The sequence below is a fragment of the Pseudomonas sp. NPDC087803 genome (assembly GCF_044742995.1).
Taxonomy (GTDB): Bacteria; Pseudomonadota; Gammaproteobacteria; order Pseudomonadales; family Pseudomonadaceae; genus Aquipseudomonas.
The window spans coordinates 13,744-29,380 of sequence record NZ_JBIUVO010000042.1 but is presented as its reverse complement, the minus strand read 5'-3'; the positions used below and the strand labels follow the sequence as shown (position 1 = coordinate 29,380).

The window sequence follows — 15,637 nt, the reverse complement described above, 5'->3', positions numbered from 1 at the left end:
GCTGTACGAAGGCACCACCGGCATCCAGGCCCTCGACCTGCTGGGCCGTAAAGTCCTGATGACTCAAGGCGAGGCCCTGAAAGGCTTCACCAAGATCGTCCACAAGTTCTGCCAGAACAACGAAGGCAACGAAGCCGTCAAAGAGTTTGTTGCACCGCTGGCTGCACTGAACAAGGAATGGGGCGAGCTGACCATGAAGGTCGGTATGGCCGCCATGAAAGATCGCGAAGAAGTCGGCGCGGCCTCCGTGGACTACCTGATGTACTCCGGTTACGCCTGCCTGGCCTACTTCTGGGCCGACATGGCGCGTCTGGCAGCCGAGAAGCTGGCAGAAGGCAGCGGCGACGCCGCGTTCTACACCGCCAAGCTGCAAACCGCGCGCTTCTACTTCCAGCGCATCCTGCCACGTACCCGTACTCACGTGGCCACCATGCTGTCGGGCGCCAATAACCTGATGGACATGAAAGAAGAAGACTTCGCACTGGGCTACTAAGCCTTAACGCGGTCTGACGAAAACCGCTGCTCCTTGGGGGCAGCGGTTTTTTTTGTTTCCGAATCGCTCAGAAACCCGGCTTTTCTGCCGTTAAAGAGACTGCGTGTGATCGGGATCACATTGTGTGTGCTTAACTGGCCACATTGCAGGCACAATGCCATCTCTTTGATATGACGGGTCGGAGCTTTACCCTTGCCGCGTTCTTCCGCTGTACGTTTCAGTCATTTCCTACCTTCACTGCTGTTGTTGCTCGCGGGGTTGGCGGCTGCGTACGTCAAAGACCTCAACGTATTCTTCACTTCGCTGTTCAACGTGTTGCCGACCCTGGTTTTGCTGTTGGGTGGCGCTTACTGTGCGGTTTACCGACGTCAACGCGAGCTGTTTCTGATGCTCACGGTGTACATCGCCTACTTTTTGCTCGACACCCAGACTGACTATTACCGCGACAACGGCAAGGTGCGCGAGGACGCCGCTGTGGTGTTCCACCTTGTCTGTCTGCTGCTGCCGCTGCTGTTCGGGTTGTTCGCCGCGTGGCAGGAACGTACTCATCTGTTTCAGGACATGGTCGCCCGTTTCGCCGTGTTGCTGGCCTTCGGCAGCGTGGCCCTCGGCCTTGAGCAGAGTTATCCGCAGGCGCTGCTGATGTGGCTTTCGGAAATCCGCTGGCCGGCGCTGCACGGCGCCTGGATGAGCCTGATCCAGATGTCCTATCCGGTATTCATCTCGGCGTTCCTGCTGCTGGCCTGGCAGTACTGGCGCAACCCGCGCCCGCTGCATGCGGCGCAACTGGTCGGCTTGCTCGGTTTGTTCTGGATGTTGCCGAAAACCTTCATCCTGCCGTTCACCCTGAACATCATGTGCAGTCAGGTGATGCTGATGGTTGCTGCTGCCGTGGCGCATGAGGCCTATCAAATGGCCTTCCGCGATGAACTCACCGGTCTGCCGGGTCGTCGCGCGCTCAATGAGCGGATGCAGCGCCTGGGCCGCAACTACGTACTGGCGATGAGCGACGTCGATCACTTCAAGAAATTCAACGACACCCACGGTCACGACGTCGGTGACCAAGTGCTGCGACTGGTCGCCAGCAAGCTGTCGAAAATCAGCGGTGGTGGTAGGGCGTATCGCTATGGCGGTGAGGAATTCGCCCTGGTGTTTGCGGGCAAAACCCTCGAGGAGTGCATGCCGCACCTGGAAGTGATCCGCGAGTCGATTGCCTCCTACAACATCCAGTTGCGTAATCAGGAGAACCGTCCGCAGGACGACCAACAGGGGCGTCAGCGTCGGAGCGGCAGCGGTGCTTCCAGTGTCTCGGTCACGGTCAGTATCGGCGTCGCCGAGCGCGTCGAACAGCGCACCCCGGAAGAAGTTCTCAAGTCCGCCGACCAAGCGTTGTACAGCGCCAAGGGCGCCGGGCGTAACTGCGTCATGGCGTTCGGGCAGAACCGTCGCGGTGCGGTGCGCATGGACAGCGCCGCAGGCTGACTGACAGCGTCTGGAAAAATCAAAAGATCGCATTCTTCAGCAGCTGAAAATCCCTGTAGGAGCTGGCGAAGGCTGCGATCTGTTCTTTTGTGACTAAAAATTACAATGCGGTCACCGGTTGACCCTATGTGTCGCAAAAGTTGTTGAGGTACACTCGACCTCAACGAAAACACTCTTCCACGAATCACCTGTCTAGATCTTGCGAGGTTTGCCATGGCTGACTACAAAGCGCCGCTGCGCGATATGCGCTTCGTCCTCAATGAAGTATTCGAAGTCGCCAAACTCTGGGCCGAACTGCCGGCATTGGCCGAGACTGTCGATGCGGAAACCGTAGAAGCCATTCTCGAAGAAGCCGGCAAGGTCACCAGCAAAAGCATCGCCCCACTGAGCCGCGCAGCCGACGAAGAAGGCTGCCACTGGAAGGACGGCGCCGTCAGCACCCCGGCCGGTTTCCCACAGGCCTATCAGACTTACGCTGAAGGCGGCTGGGTCGGCGTCGGCGGCGATCCGGCCTACGGCGGCATGGGCATGCCCAAGGCTGTCTCGGCGCAGGTCGAAGAAATGGTCAACTCCGCCAGCCTGTCGTTCGGTCTGTACCCGATGCTGACCGCCGGCGCCTGCCTGTCGATCAACGCCCACGCCAGCGAAGAGCTGAAGGCCGCCTACCTGCCGAACATGTACGCCGGCATCTGGGCCGGTTCCATGTGCCTGACCGAGCCGCACGCGGGCACCGACCTGGGCATCATTCGCACCAAGGCCGAACCGCAGGCCGACGGTTCCTACAAGGTCAGCGGCACCAAGATCTTCATCACCGGCGGTGAGCACGACCTGACCGAGAACATTATTCACCTGGTGCTGGCGAAACTGCCGGACGCCCCGGCCGGCCCGAAAGGCATTTCGCTGTTCCTGGTACCGAAGTTCATGGTCAATGCCGATGGCAGCCTGGGCGCGCGCAACCCGGCGAACTGCGGTTCGATCGAACACAAGATGGGCATCCAGGCGTCCGCGACCTGCGTGATGAACTTCGACGAAGCCGTGGGTTATCTGGTCGGCGAGCCGAACAAGGGCCTGGCGGCGATGTTCACCATGATGAACTACGAGCGTCTGGGCGTCGGCATTCAAGGCCTGGCCAGCGGCGAGCGCTCCTATCAGAACGCCGTCGAGTACGCTCGCGATCGTCTGCAGAGCCGTTCGCCGACCGGCGCGCAGAACAAGGACAAGGTTGCCGACCCGATCATCGTCCACCCGGACGTGCGTCGCATGCTGCTGACCATGAAAGCCTCGAACGAGGGCGGTCGCGCCTTTTCCACCTACGTGGCGATGCAACTCGACACCGCCAAGTTCAGCGAAGACCCTGCCACCCGCAAACGTGCGGAAGACTTGGTCGCGCTGCTGACCCCGGTCGCCAAGGCATTCCTCACCGACCTGGGCCTGGAAACCACCGTGCACGGCCAGCAGATTTTCGGCGGCCACGGCTACATCCGCGAGTGGGGTCAGGAGCAATTGGTGCGTGACGTCCGCATCACCCAGATCTACGAAGGCACCAACGGCATTCAGGCGCTGGACCTGGTCGGGCGTAAAATCGTCGGCAGCGGCGGCGCGTTCTACAAGCTGTTCGCTGACGAGATCCGCCACTTCACCGCGACCGCCAGCGCGGACCTCGGCGAATTCACCAAGCCGCTGAACGATGCCGTCAGCACCCTCGATGAACTGACCGCGTGGCTGCTGGATCGGGCGAAAACCAATCCGAACGAAATCGGTGCAGCCTCGGTCGAATATTTGCAAGCGTTCGGCTACACCGCCTATGCCTACATGTGGGCACTGATGGCGAAAGCCGCGCTGGGCAAAGAAGCCCAGGACGATTTCTATGCCAGCAAGCTGGGCACGGCACGCTTCTATTTCGCCCGTCTGCTGCCGCGTATCCACTCGTTGAGCGCATCGGTGAGGGCTGGCAGCGAGTCGCTGTTCCTGTTGAACGCTGAACAGTTCTGATGATGTAACGTCATGTAAGCATTCTCTTACATGACGTGCTGCTGTTCTCCCATAGGCGTGGATTGGATCCACAGCTAATCTACAACTCATGGACGTCGCGCAGGAAGCGCAAAGCAACAACACGGACACGTAGGATTCTGCCAGGGTGGCGGAGTGAAATGGATGTCAGGGAAACAGTCTGCAAAGCCCCGCTTCGGCGGGGTTTTCTTTTGCCTGAAGAAAAGTATTCAGGCCAGCGGATCCAGTGACGGCGCAGCTTTCAGCGGTTTGTCTTCACGCTGAATCACTTCTTCCAGCAACGTGCGCAGCAACGCCAAAGACGCCTGCTGGCGCTGTACGTCGCGGCACACCAGCCCAACCTTCAGCGGCACCCGTGGTTCGCTCAACGGTTTCCACAGCAGGTCCTGTTCGTCGTATTCCCTCTGTGAGCGCCCGGGCAGCACCGTCGCCAGTCTGGTGTGCGGCAGACTGTCGAGAATCCCCAGCATATTGTTCAGCTCGGCCTGCACCTGCGGGCGCCGACCCAGGCTTGTGAGCTGCGCCTGCCAGATCTGCCGGATCTGAAACTCTTCGCCCAGCAGCAACATCGGCAATTCCGCAGCCTGCCGCATCGAGACTTTCTTGAATTCACGCAGCGGGTGATCCGCCGGGATGACCAGCGTCAGTTCGTCTTCGTACAGCAGCACGCCATGCAGCCCCGGTTGGCGCGGCGGCAGGTAGCTGATGCCGATGTCCAGCGAGCCGTTGAGCAAACGGCGCTCGATCTCCAGCCCCGTCAGTTCATAAATCTGCACCACAAGATGCGGCTGCGCCTTGCGCACCCGTTCGAGCATTTGCGGCACGAGGCTGGTGTGCACGGTTTGCAGTACGCCGATCGCCAGCGTGCGCAAGGCCTGACCCTTGAAGTTGCCCAGCGCTTCCCGCGCCCGCTGCAAACCGTCGAGCAGCGGCACGGCGTGGTTGTACAGTGTGTGTGCGGCGAGGGTCGGCAACAGGCGTTTGCTGCTGCGTTCGAACAGGGTGACATCGAGGTTCTGTTCGAGCTGGCGGATCTGCTGCGACAGCGCCGGTTGCGAGATCGACAGGCGTTCGGCCGCTCGGCCGACATGACCCTCTTCGTAGACCGCGACGAAATAACGCAGTTGTTTGAAATCCATAAGTAACGCTTATCGAAAATGCTGATAAATCGAAATGGCCCGAAGCCGTCAGTGAGCCTAGTCTAACCGCAATCACAAGGCTTACAGGGCCAGAGAGCGCGATGAATAGCGTTTGCTTCGACAGTGTTTACATAGGCAGTTCAAAAAACCTCAAACGAGGTTTTTTGCAATGAATCTGTTCAGTTTGCGGCGTCAGGCGCCGAGTCTTGATGACCTCGCTTTCGAGCCAGGTTCACCTGCTGCTGGCGACGGTCTAAACGCCGAGCGATTGATGCCCAGTGTCGAGCGGCCGCAACAGGTGTTCGTGCGTGGCCAGGGTTCCTGGTTGTGGGACAGCAATGACCGCGCCTACCTCGACTTTTCCCAGGCCGGCGGCGCCAACAGCCTCGGCCATAGCCCCTCGGCACTGGTCAAAGCCATCGCCAGCCAGGCTCAGGCGCTGATCAATCCCGGTTTCCATCTGCACAATCGCGGCATGCTCAGCCTTGCCGAGCGCCTGTGCGCCAGCACCTCCAGCGATCAGGCTTACCTGCTCAACAGCGGCAGCGAGGCCTGTGAGGCGGCAATAAAATTGGCGCGCAAGTGGGGCCAACTGCATCGTGGCGGCGCCTCACGGATCATTGTTGCCAGACAAGGCTGTCACGGCCGTAGTCTGGCGACGATTTCGGCGTCGGACAGTTGCAACCTGCACAACCGCTTCGCACCGTTGCTGCCGGGTTTCGATCTGGTGCCGTTCAATGACTTGCCGGCGTTACATGCCGCCGTTGATGCGCAAACCGTGGCAATCATGCTCGAACCGATCCAGAGCGATGCCGGGGTGATTCCGGCCACCGAGCATTACCTCAAGGGCGTCGAGCGTCTGTGCCGCGAGCTGGGCATTCTGCTGATCCTCGACGAGGTTCAGACCGGTATCGGTCGCTGCGGCACTTTGCTCGCCGAACAGTCCTACGGCGTACGCGCCGATATCGTCGTGCTTGGCAAGGGCCTCGGTGGCGGTGTGCCGCTGGCGGCGTTGTTGGCCCGCGGCAAGGCCTGCTGCTTTGATGCAGGTGAACTGGGCGGCACTCATCATGGCAATGCACTGATGACAGCGGCCGGTCTGGTGGTGCTCGACAGCGTGCAGGACCGGGCATTTCTCCAACAGGTCAAAGACCTCGGCCAGCATCTGCGCGAAGGTCTCGCCCGACTGGCGCACCGTTACGGCCATGGCGAGTTGCGCGGGCAAGGCCTGTTCTGGGGACTGAGCCTGTCAGAAGACTGCGCCAATGCCGTAGTCAAAGCCGCCTTGCATGAAGGCCTGCTGCTCAACGCGCCCCAAGCCAACTGCCTGCGTTTCACCCCGGCACTCACCGTCAGCAAGGCCAACATCGACGAAATGCTCCTGCGCCTGGCCCGGGCCTTCTCGCGGGTGCGTACCGCGCAACTGCAATGCCGCAAAGGAATTGCCGTCTGAGCTGAAGCTTCCTACCCGATTTCAAGAACCGTCTCGCGGTATAACGCACGCCCCACGCCTGATTCTTTTGGCGTGGGGCGTTTTTTTGTGCCCGGGTTTTGCCAAGTGCTTTCTGGCACTTGAGAACTTATCGGACGAATGCTCTTTTAGAAGGTGCCGACAGGGAGTGCGGGGTCACCAAGACTGGCTTTGTAATGTGTACCACCAGGTGGTATGTTTTTTGGAAGGGATACCGATGTCATTCAGATTGTTCAAGACCAAAGGCTTTGCGGTACAGGCCAGCAAGGCATGGATCACGGATGAGGAATTACTGGAGGCATTCGCCGAGATGCTCGATGGACAGGCTGACAATCTTGGCGGTGGGGTCTGGAAGAAACGTCTGAATGCCAATCGCCACCGCTCGATTGTTCTGGCGAAGGGCGGTCGTTACTGGATTTATCAAGTGCTGTTCGCCAAGAAGGACCGGAGCAATATCAGTACCGCAGAGCTAAAGGATTTACGCAAATTGGCCAAAGCTTATGCGCAACTGTCGCATGAGCAGCTTCAGGGATTGCTGGCGATGAAGGAGTTTGTGGAGATTTCCCATGAGTAAGAAATACAAAAGTGAAGTTTTTCAGTCGGTACATGAGTCGGCCAAGGCTTTGCTCGCGGTCGGAGCCATCAGCAAGGCGACGATGCGTGAGTTTGACGAGTCCTGCCTGGCGACGGTGCCTGACGCGATTCCGGCGGAACAGATCAAGGCTCTGCGCGAGCGTAATAACGTCAGCCAGCCGGTATTCGCACGCTACTTGAACACAAGTGCATCGACAGTCAAGCAATGGGAGTCGGGAGATAAACATCCCAGCGGAATGGCACTGAAACTGCTGAGCATCGTGCAGAAGCACGGGCTGCAAATTCTTGCCTGAGCCATCAATTTGACACTGAGACATTGATTGGCAGTGAACCCTGACGAACGGCGCAGGTCGATTAGCTTGTATGGCTCAAGTGAGCCAACCCCCAATCAGGAGCTGACCCATGGACTTCATTCGTATCATCATCGCTATTCTGTTGCCGCCACTGGGTGTGTTTCTGCAGGTCGGGTTCGGCGGGGCGTTCTGGCTGAATATTCTGCTGACGCTATGCGGTTATATCCCGGGGATCGTGCATGCGGTGTACATCATCGCCAAGCGCTGAGTATTGCTGAGTCAGATAAAAAGCCATCGCGAGCAGGCTCACTCCTACAGGAGATTTGTGTTGTGAACACGGTCAACTGTAGGAGTGAGCCTGCTCGCGATAGGGGCACCGCTATTGTGAATTGTGAATGCGGGTGTCAAACCCCCATCACTCGCCGATAAAACTTCCACTCCTGCTCCAGCGCATGCGCTTGATTCACCGCCCGGCGAAAGCCATGGCGTTCCTCGGCGTAGTAATGCGCCTCGACCGGGATGCCATTGCGTTCCAGCGCCGTGACCATGTCGCGGGTCTGTTGCGGCACCACCACCGCATCCAATTCACCCTGAAAGAAAATCACCGGCACGCGGATGTTGCTCGCGTGCAGTAGTGGCGTGCGGGCGGCGTAGCGCTCGGCGTCCTGCTCGGGATCGCCGATCAGCCAGTCGAGGTAATCGCCTTCGAACTTGTGGGTCGCCCGGGCCAGTGCCACCGGGTCGCTGACGCCATAGAGGCTGGCGCCCGCGCGGAATACCTGCTGAAACGCCAGCGCGCACAACGTGGTGTACCCCCCGGCGCTACCCCCGCGAATAAAGGCGCGTTCGCCGTCGATCAGATCTTGTTCGGCCAGATACGTCACCACCGCGCAGGCGTCCTCGACATCCACTTCGCCCCAGCTCAAATGCAATGCCTGGCGATATTCGCGGCCATAACCGCTGCTGCCGCGATAGTTGAGGTCGGCGACGGCGAAACCACGTTGCGTCCAGTACTGAATGCGCGGGTCGAGCATCGGGTAGCAGGCCGAGGTCGGGCCGCCGTGGATGAACACCACCAGTGGCGGCCGTGCTTCCTCGTTCATCGCCGGATAGAAGAAGCCGTGAGCCTCACCGCTGCCGCTCGGGTAGCGCAAGGTCTGCGGACGGCTGATGCGCTCGGCCGGCAGAGGTGCAACACCCCCGGCCAGCACTTGCACCGAGCGGGTCGTGCGATCAATGGCAATCACTGCTGAAGGGCTGATCGGCGAGGCGGCAATGCCGTAGATGAACTGCTGATCCAGTGCCAGATGGCGGAAGCGGCTGTAGTCGCCAGTAAAGTCCTCGCCGTCGAGCGCCAGACGGCCAAAACCGCCTTCGCTCCAGCTCGCCAGAAACGAATCGCCCACCGGCATCCAGGTGCAGCCACCCATTTGCCAGGGCGCGGGCGCGTGGTCGGCCTCGGCGCAGGGCAGTCGCTGCAAGCCGTCGGACGTTTCGCCCCACGGCTGCCAGAAACCGCCGCGATCCGTCAGGCACAACAAGCGTCCTTTCGCGTCAAATCGCGGTTGCTGGATCGACTCTTCAAGGTCAGCCCCCGCCACGCAACGCGGTGCGCCAAAGCCACCCTCGGCCAGACGCTCGGCCACCATCAATCGCGTGGAGGTCCACGGCTGATGCGGCCGACTCCACTCGATCCACGCCAACCGCGAACCGTCCGGGCTGATCACAGGTGCTGCATAGAAATCCGCACCTTCAGCCAGCAAATGCCGGGTGCGATCAGCCAGATCAATTGCTACCAGCCGATGCTGGTCGCGCAACTCCTCAATCGCCAGCACCTGGCCGAAAGCAAAATGCAGATCGCCATAACGACACTCGCCAGACGTCAGCGCTTCAGGCGCGCCATCCAGCGCTTGCCGATACAACTGCTGATCCGCCTCATTGACGAAAACCACCCCGTCCGGCGTCAGACAAAACGCGCCACCGCCATATTCGTACACCCGGCTACGCACGCTGAAACCATCCGGCGTCAGACATTTCGCCACGCCGTCGCGCCAGTGCCAGATCCGGCACGCGGCATCTTCGGGGCGATATTCATTCCAGAACAAGCCGTGGGCGCCGAGTTGCAGCTCGGCAAAATCCATTCCGGCGGCGACAGCCTGGGCGGCGCTGAAAGGCTCAGCCCTTGGCGATGAGGCGTGAATTTCGTTCATTACGGAAGGCCAGTTGTTCGATGGTCTGAGTGGCGTGCTCGGCTTCTTCGCGGGCTGCAAGGATCACGCCGTGATGTTCGGACTTGCTGCACACCGGGTCGGCATTGCTCGCGTCCCCCGTGAGCATGAACGCCTGACAGCGACAACCGCCAAAGTCCTGTTCCTTCTCGTCGCAGGAGCGGCACGGTTCGGGCATCCAGTCGTAACCGCGAAAGCGGTTGAAGCCGAACGAGTCGTACCAGATGTGCTGCATGCTGTGGTCGCGCACGTTGGGAAATTGTACCGGCAGCTGTCGGGCACCATGGCAGGGCAGGGCAGTGCCGTCCGGAGTTACCGTCAGAAAGATACTGCCCCAGCCGTTCATGCAGGCTTTCGGGCGTTCTTCATAGTAGTCCGGGGTGACGAAAATCAGCTTGCACGGATGCCCTTCGGCTTCCAGTTTGGCGCGGTATTCGTTGGTGATGCGTTCGGCGCGCACCAGTTGTTCCTTGGTCGGCAACAGGCCGACACGGTTGAGCTGCGCCCAGCCGTAGAACTGGCAGGTGGCGAGTTCGACGAAGTCGGCCTCAAGCGCGATGCACCGCTCAATGATGCGGTCGATCTTGTCGATGTTGTGCCGATGGGTGACGAAGTTCAGCACCATCGGATAGCCGTGGGCCTTCACCGCGCGAGCCATTTCCAGCTTCTGCGCGAAGGCCTTTTTCGAACCGGCGAGCAGGTTGTTCACTTGCTCGTCACTGGCCTGAAAACTGATCTGGATGTGATCGAGCCCCGCCTTCTTGAAGTCGCTGATCTTCTGCTCGGTCAGGCCGATGCCGGAGGTGATCAGGTTGGTGTAGAAACCCAGTTGCCGTGCTTCGCGGATCAGCTCGGCGAGGTCCTGGCGCACCAGCGGCTCACCACCGGAAAAGCCCAGTTGCGCCGCGCCCATCTCCCGCGCTTCGCGGAACACCTTGATCCACTGCTCGGTGCTCAACTCTTTGCCCTGCTCGGCGAAATCCAGCGGATTGGAGCAGTACGGGCATTGCAGCGGGCAGCGGTAGGTCAGCTCGGCGAGCAGCCACAGCGGCAGGCCGACTTCAGGTTTTGGCGGTACTTGCACCGATGCCTCAGGCAAGTTCGATCCAGTGCTGCGCACGGGCAACCTCCATGAATTGCTCGATGTCTTCACCGAGCTCAGGCACGCCGGGGAACTGCTCGTCGAGTTTGGCGATGATCGCCGCGACATCGCGTTCACCGTCGATCAAGCCGCCGATCAGCGCGGCGCTGTCGTTGAGCTTGATCATGCCCTCGGGGTAGAGCAGCACGTGGCCTTTTTGCGCCGGTTCATACTGAAAACGGTAGCCGGGACGCCAGGTCGGGATCTTGCTGCGATCAAAACTCATAGGGTGATTCCTTTGTGCCAGACCCGCTGCTCGGTGACGCTGTGATATGGCGGGCGGTTCAGTTCGTAAGCCATGCTCATGGCATCGAGCATGCTCCAAAGAATGTCCAGTTTGAACTGGAGAATTTCCAGCATGCGTTCCTGACCCTCGCGGGTCTTGTAGTGTTCGAGCGTGATCGCCAGACCATGCTCGACATCGCGCCGCGCCTGACCGAGGCGGGTGCGGAAGTATTCGTAACCGGCCGGGTCGATCCACGGGTAATGCTGCGGCCAGCTGTCGAGGCGCGACTGGTGGATCTGCGGCGCGAACAGTTCGGTCAACGAGCTGCTGGCGGCTTCCTGCCAACTGGCGCGGCGGGCGAAGTTGACGTAAGCGTCGACGGCGAAACGCACGCCGGGCAGCACCAGTTCCTGGGAGCGCAGTTGATCCGGGTCGAGGCCGACCGCCTGACCGAGGCGCAGCCAGGCTTCGATGCCACCGTCTTCACCGGGGGCGCCGTCGTGGTCGAGCAGGCGTTGAATCCACTCGCGACGGATCTCGCGATCCGGGCAGTTGGCGAGGATCGCCGCGTCTTTCAGGGGGATGTTCACCTGATAATAGAAGCGGTTGGCAACCCAGCCCTGAATCTGCTCGCGGGTGGCACGGCCTTCATACATCGCCACATGGTATGGGTGGTAGATGTGGTAATAGGCGCCTTTGGCGCGCAGGGCCGCTTCGAATTCGGTGGGGGACATTGGCGTGTCAGTCATTGCGGTTCTCCGGGGGAACAACCCTAGAAATATCTGGTGTGTGTCGGCCTTATCGCGAGCAGGCTCACTCCTACAGGTGATCGCATTCCAATGTAGGAGTGAGCCTGCTCGCGATAGACCGCGCAGCGGTCTCAAAGGCTTACAGCACAATACTCATGCCGTCATAAGCCACTTCAACATTACGCCGCGCCAGCTCCGCGCGCTCCGGCGAATCTTCATCGAGAATCGGGTTGGTGTTGTTGATGTGGATAAGCACCTTGCGTTGCTCAGGCAACTGCTCCAGCACTTCGAGCATGCCGCCGGGGCCGTTCTGCGCCAGGTGGCCCATCTCGCGACCGGTGCGGGTGCCGACGCCACGGCGCTGCATTTCATCGTCGTCCCACAGCGTGCCGTCCACCAGCAGGCAGTCGCTGCCGGCCATGATCTCCAGCAGCGGCGCGTCGACCTTGCCCAGGCCGGGGGCATAAAACAGTTTGCCGCCGGTGTTGAGGTCTTCGACGATCAGGCCGATGTTGTCGCCCGGGTGCGGGTCGAAACGGTGCGGCGAGTACGGTGGCGCGGCGCTGCGCAATGGCAGCGGGGTGAAACGCAGATTCGGGCAGGCAGCGACGGTGAAGCTCTGGTCGAGCTCGATGCGATTCCAGTTCAACCCGCCGTTCCAGTGGGTCAGCATCTTGAATAGCGGGAAACCGGTGCTCAAATCCTCGTGAACCATGTCCGTGCACCAGACCTGATGCGGGCAGCCTTCGCGCAGGCTGAGCAGGCCGGTGGTGTGGTCGATCTGGCTGTCCATCAGGATGATCGCGCTGATGCCGGTGTCGCGCAATGCACGGCCCGGTTGCATCGGGGCGAAGCTCTGCAGTTGCGCGCGGATGTCCGGCGAAGCGTTGCACAGCACCCAGTTCACGCCGTCATCGGAAATCGCGATGGACGATTGGGTGCGGGCCTTGGCATTCAGGCTGCCGTCGCGAAAACCTGCGCAATTGACGCAGTTGCAGTTCCACTGCGGGAATCCGCCACCGGCGGCCGAACCCAGAATCTGGACGAACATGAACGCTCCAATCTTTCAACGCTGAAAATAAAACGCCCCGGCGAGCCGAGGCGTTGCACTGCAAGTCTGCGTAGACAGAACTCAGCGGCTGGCGAAGTACATGGTGACTTCGAAGCCGATACGCAGGTCGGTGTAAGCCGGTTTTGTCCAGGACATAAGGTGACTCCTCATTGGGTGGGTGGGATAGCGCTATCCATAGGTATAGTCCACGGCAGCGCAGGGATGTTCCAAATAGTTAGGCTGCTATGTTACTCAAAATTTCAACGGTATTGCCCGTGAATCTTTGAGAAAGCTCCTTGCAGCCTGGGTAATGATCATTTTGTCGCTTGCCACGGCGCGCCGGGTGACGATTCGCTGGCCAGGCACAGCCGGCCGCCCTCGGCGTTGAGCAAGCGCTGCGCTGCCGCCAGCAATGCTGAGCGTTGCAGTTGACCGATGGCCGTGTGCAGTTGCGCCAGATAATCCGACGAGTGGCCAGCGAGCTTCGCCTGCCACAGCAACTCGGCGGCGTCTTTGCCGGACAGATGACTCTCAGCGAACTGATCCGCGAGTGACTGGCGTTGCTGGTTGAAGCACTCTTCGTCGAGGTTTTCGATCAGCGCAGGAATGCCCTCGAGGAACTGCTGGATATGCCCAAGCAGTTCAACTGGCGAAGTATTTGGCGACTGCACACCGAACAGCAATCCACTCTGGCCATGCATCTGCCGCAAGGCGCTGAACACCGCATAGCCCAATTGCAATTCGACCCGCAGACGCTGATAGAACGGGGTCTGGCACAGTTGCGCGAGCAGGCGCCAGGCGGCCTCATCGACGATCTCGCGGCTGGCGGTCGGGCAGAACAGCAGCAAGGCGTGTTCGCTGGACGCGGTGTCGATGTGGCTCCATAGATGTTGCGTGTTGATCGTCGGTGCTGTCGGCAATTGATTATCGGGTGTGCCGGGAATGCGGCTCAGGGCCAGGCCCATGGCAGATTGCGTCTGCGCGTTGAGGCCAAGAGCCAGTCCGTCCCAGCGCGAACTTGTCCACAGCTGTCTGGCGTCGTTCGACTCGACGGCCGATGGCAGGCAATGTTCAGGCAGTGCCTTGAGCAACTGGCGGATCGGTATCAGGGGTGCTTCCGGCTCTGCGCTCGCTGAATCGGCGTCAATTTGCGTCAGACATTTCAGCGCGTGTTCCAGGACACTGGGCATCGGCTCCTGCAGGCCGCTCAGTTTCAGTAGCCACTGCGTACCGGTGGCACTGAACGCCAACTCGACGCCGGCCTGCCGCGCATCTTCCTGCGTTTCCCGCAGACTGCGTTGCAGCTTGGCTTGCAGGTCGGTTCTGGCAGCCGCCTCCGTTTGCCAACGCAGGTAAATCGCGCCGTGATCGCTATGATCCGGCAACGCCTGGCTGAATTGCATCGGTGAACGCTCACGCCGTCCGCGCGAGCGATCCTGAGCGAAAGTCCGCAAACCACGATGGGCGCTGGTCTGGCCGCGAATCAGGCCGGCGTTGGCCAGCGGTTCACTGGAGCGCAGGAAAGGGTTGGCGGCAGGCAGATGCCAATGGTCGCTGAAGTTATTCACAACACCGAAGTCGCGCAGGATCTGTTTGAGCGCGACGACGGCGTTTTCCGACAGACCGTTTTCGCGTTGTTCGCTGTCGAGCCGCGCCAGTTGCAGGGCGCCGCTGATTTGCTGCTGACGCTCAAGCAGGCTGGCGTATTCCTCACGCAACGCCGCCCAGTCCTGTTGCGCGGCAAAGAAGCTCAACCAGTCCAGCAGTTGTTCACGAATGGTGCTGAGAGATTCGGCGGAGGCGGTGAATTGCAGATGAAGCAGCGCTTGTCCGGCGAACTGATACAGCGGCACGGCTTTCAAACTATCCGCGAGGTGTTGTTGCTGCAAATGGGCGAGCAAACCGCCGGGCTTGGCGCTGTTCAGCCAATGGCAGAGAAACGCCAGCGCTTCGGCGGACGAGTCGGGCAGTGCTTCGAAAGCGAACAACAGATTGCCGCTGCGCTCGCCGACCTGTTGATAACTTTTCACCGTCAATGGCAGCGGCGCTGCCTGCTCGACCTTATCCCCAACCGGCAGCGCGGCGGCAAACTGCTGCGCCAGCAAGCGCAATTCCTCAACGCTCTGTGGCCCGACAAGGCTCAGCGTCATTTGTCCGGTGCGATAAAACTGCTGATGGAAATCCTTCAACGCCTGTTGAAACGCCGGCAACTCAACTTTCAGGCTGTCGCGATTCCCCGCATGAAATCCGCGCAGCGGATGTGTGGCGGGTAACCCTTGGTACAACGCCAGTTCCTGCTGAGCCGTGGGGTCTTGCGACCACGCGACAAATTCCGCATCCAGCACTTCCCGTTCGCGCAATTGATCGTCCGGATTCATACGCGGCTGGGCGAGCATGTCTGACAGACGCTCAAGCCCGGCGCTGAAGGCCGAGGTCGGCAGTTCGAAGAAGAAGTCGGTGCTGCGTTCTCGGGTGCTGGCATTCACTTGCCCACCGTGACTTTGCACGTAGGCCATCAGCGCCTGACTCGCAGGAAAACGCTCAGTGCCGAGAAACAATAAATGCTCAAGGAAATGCGCCAGCCCCGGCCACTCCAGTGGCGCATCATGGCTACCGGCCGCCACCCGCAACGCAGCGGCGCTGCGCTTCAAACCGGGCACTTGACGCAGGGTCACGCGCAAGCCGTTGGCCAGGGTTTCAGTGTGGGGGCGGGGATGAGTCGGCGCAGGCATGGGCACTTCCAGAACAGTGAAGTGCCAA

Annotated in this window: 14 protein-coding genes and 1 pseudogene; 7 read left to right on the top strand and 8 right to left on the bottom strand. The window is 60.4% G+C overall.

The features are described 5' to 3' along the window. From ACIOUG_RS19030 to ACIOUG_RS19020, 3 genes and pseudogenes are all read left to right on the top strand, one after another. A pseudogene (locus tag ACIOUG_RS19030) lies at positions 1-493 on the top strand (phenylacyl-CoA dehydrogenase); the annotation flags it as partial. A 192-nt stretch (positions 494-685) separates the two neighbouring features. Next, positions 686-1,975, top strand: coding sequence for a GGDEF domain-containing protein (locus tag ACIOUG_RS19025; protein ID WP_401067697.1), 1,290 nt, complete (start codon positions 686-688; stop codon positions 1,973-1,975). A gap of 213 nt (positions 1,976-2,188) precedes the next feature. Further along, positions 2,189-3,967, top strand: a complete 1,779-nt coding sequence (locus ACIOUG_RS19020; RefSeq protein WP_401067695.1) for an acyl-CoA dehydrogenase C-terminal domain-containing protein — start codon at positions 2,189-2,191, stop codon at positions 3,965-3,967. A 227-nt stretch (positions 3,968-4,194) separates the two neighbouring features. On the opposite strand, the gene ACIOUG_RS19015 is transcribed toward ACIOUG_RS19020, so the two are convergent. Beyond that, positions 4,195-5,124: a LysR family transcriptional regulator gene (locus ACIOUG_RS19015; RefSeq protein ID WP_401067692.1), complete on the bottom strand. Its 930-nt coding sequence runs from the start codon at positions 5,122-5,124 to the stop codon at positions 4,195-4,197. A gap of 169 nt (positions 5,125-5,293) precedes the next feature. Between ACIOUG_RS19015 and ACIOUG_RS19010 the strand changes: the two genes are divergently transcribed. The 4 genes from ACIOUG_RS19010 (at position 5,294) to ACIOUG_RS18995 (ending at position 7,750) form a co-directional block, all read left to right on the top strand. Then, the gene (locus ACIOUG_RS19010) at positions 5,294-6,577 is read left to right on the top strand and encodes an aspartate aminotransferase family protein (RefSeq protein ID WP_401067689.1); all 1,284 of its coding nucleotides are present in this window, start codon (positions 5,294-5,296) and stop codon (positions 6,575-6,577) included. Positions 6,578-6,812: 235 nt separating this feature from the next. Continuing rightward, positions 6,813-7,169, top strand: coding sequence for a type II toxin-antitoxin system RelE/ParE family toxin (locus ACIOUG_RS19005; RefSeq protein ID WP_226500968.1), 357 nt, complete (start codon positions 6,813-6,815; stop codon positions 7,167-7,169). Next, the gene (locus tag ACIOUG_RS19000; protein ID WP_003228888.1) at positions 7,162-7,482 is read left to right on the top strand and encodes a DNA-binding transcriptional regulator; all 321 of its coding nucleotides are present in this window, start codon (positions 7,162-7,164) and stop codon (positions 7,480-7,482) included. Before ACIOUG_RS19005 ends, ACIOUG_RS19000 begins: the two co-directional genes overlap by 8 nt. 109 nt (positions 7,483-7,591) lie before the next feature. Continuing rightward, positions 7,592-7,750: a YqaE/Pmp3 family membrane protein gene (locus ACIOUG_RS18995; RefSeq protein ID WP_003228885.1), complete on the top strand. Its 159-nt coding sequence runs from the start codon at positions 7,592-7,594 to the stop codon at positions 7,748-7,750. Between the two features lie 136 nt (positions 7,751-7,886). Here the strand turns inward: ACIOUG_RS18995 and ACIOUG_RS18990 are convergent, their stop codons facing one another. The 7 genes from ACIOUG_RS18990 to pqqF all read right to left on the bottom strand — a co-directional run bounded on the left by ACIOUG_RS18990 (position 7,887) and on the right by pqqF (position 15,609). Further along, positions 7,887-9,692: a prolyl oligopeptidase family serine peptidase gene (locus ACIOUG_RS18990; RefSeq protein ID WP_401067686.1), complete on the bottom strand. Its 1,806-nt coding sequence runs from the start codon at positions 9,690-9,692 to the stop codon at positions 7,887-7,889. Then, positions 9,658-10,830 (bottom strand): pyrroloquinoline quinone biosynthesis protein PqqE, encoded by a 1,173-nt coding sequence (gene pqqE / locus ACIOUG_RS18985; RefSeq protein ID WP_401067683.1) that lies wholly within the window; start codon positions 10,828-10,830, stop codon positions 9,658-9,660. Before pqqE ends, ACIOUG_RS18990 begins: the two co-directional genes overlap by 35 nt. After that, entirely contained in the window at positions 10,802-11,077 is a 276-nt protein-coding gene (pqqD, locus tag ACIOUG_RS18980) for a pyrroloquinoline quinone biosynthesis peptide chaperone PqqD (protein WP_003228880.1), read from the bottom strand. Before pqqD ends, pqqE begins: the two co-directional genes overlap by 29 nt. Then, positions 11,074-11,826, bottom strand: a complete 753-nt coding sequence (gene pqqC / locus ACIOUG_RS18975; protein WP_008085171.1) for a pyrroloquinoline-quinone synthase PqqC — start codon at positions 11,824-11,826, stop codon at positions 11,074-11,076. The genes pqqD and pqqC overlap by 4 nt, the downstream gene beginning before the upstream one ends. A 139-nt stretch (positions 11,827-11,965) precedes the next feature. Continuing rightward, a complete protein-coding gene (gene pqqB / locus ACIOUG_RS18970) occupies positions 11,966-12,877 on the bottom strand; it encodes a pyrroloquinoline quinone biosynthesis protein PqqB (RefSeq protein WP_225136533.1) in 912 nt (303 codons plus the stop codon). Positions 12,878-12,958: 81 nt separating this feature from the next. Next, a complete protein-coding gene (gene pqqA, locus ACIOUG_RS18965) occupies positions 12,959-13,033 on the bottom strand; it encodes a pyrroloquinoline quinone precursor peptide PqqA (protein ID WP_003422658.1) in 75 nt (24 codons plus the stop codon). Between the two features lie 158 nt (positions 13,034-13,191). Continuing rightward, a complete protein-coding gene (pqqF, locus tag ACIOUG_RS18960; RefSeq protein ID WP_401067679.1) occupies positions 13,192-15,609 on the bottom strand; it encodes a pyrroloquinoline quinone biosynthesis protein PqqF in 2,418 nt (805 codons plus the stop codon). Positions 15,610-15,637 lie beyond the last annotated feature (28 nt).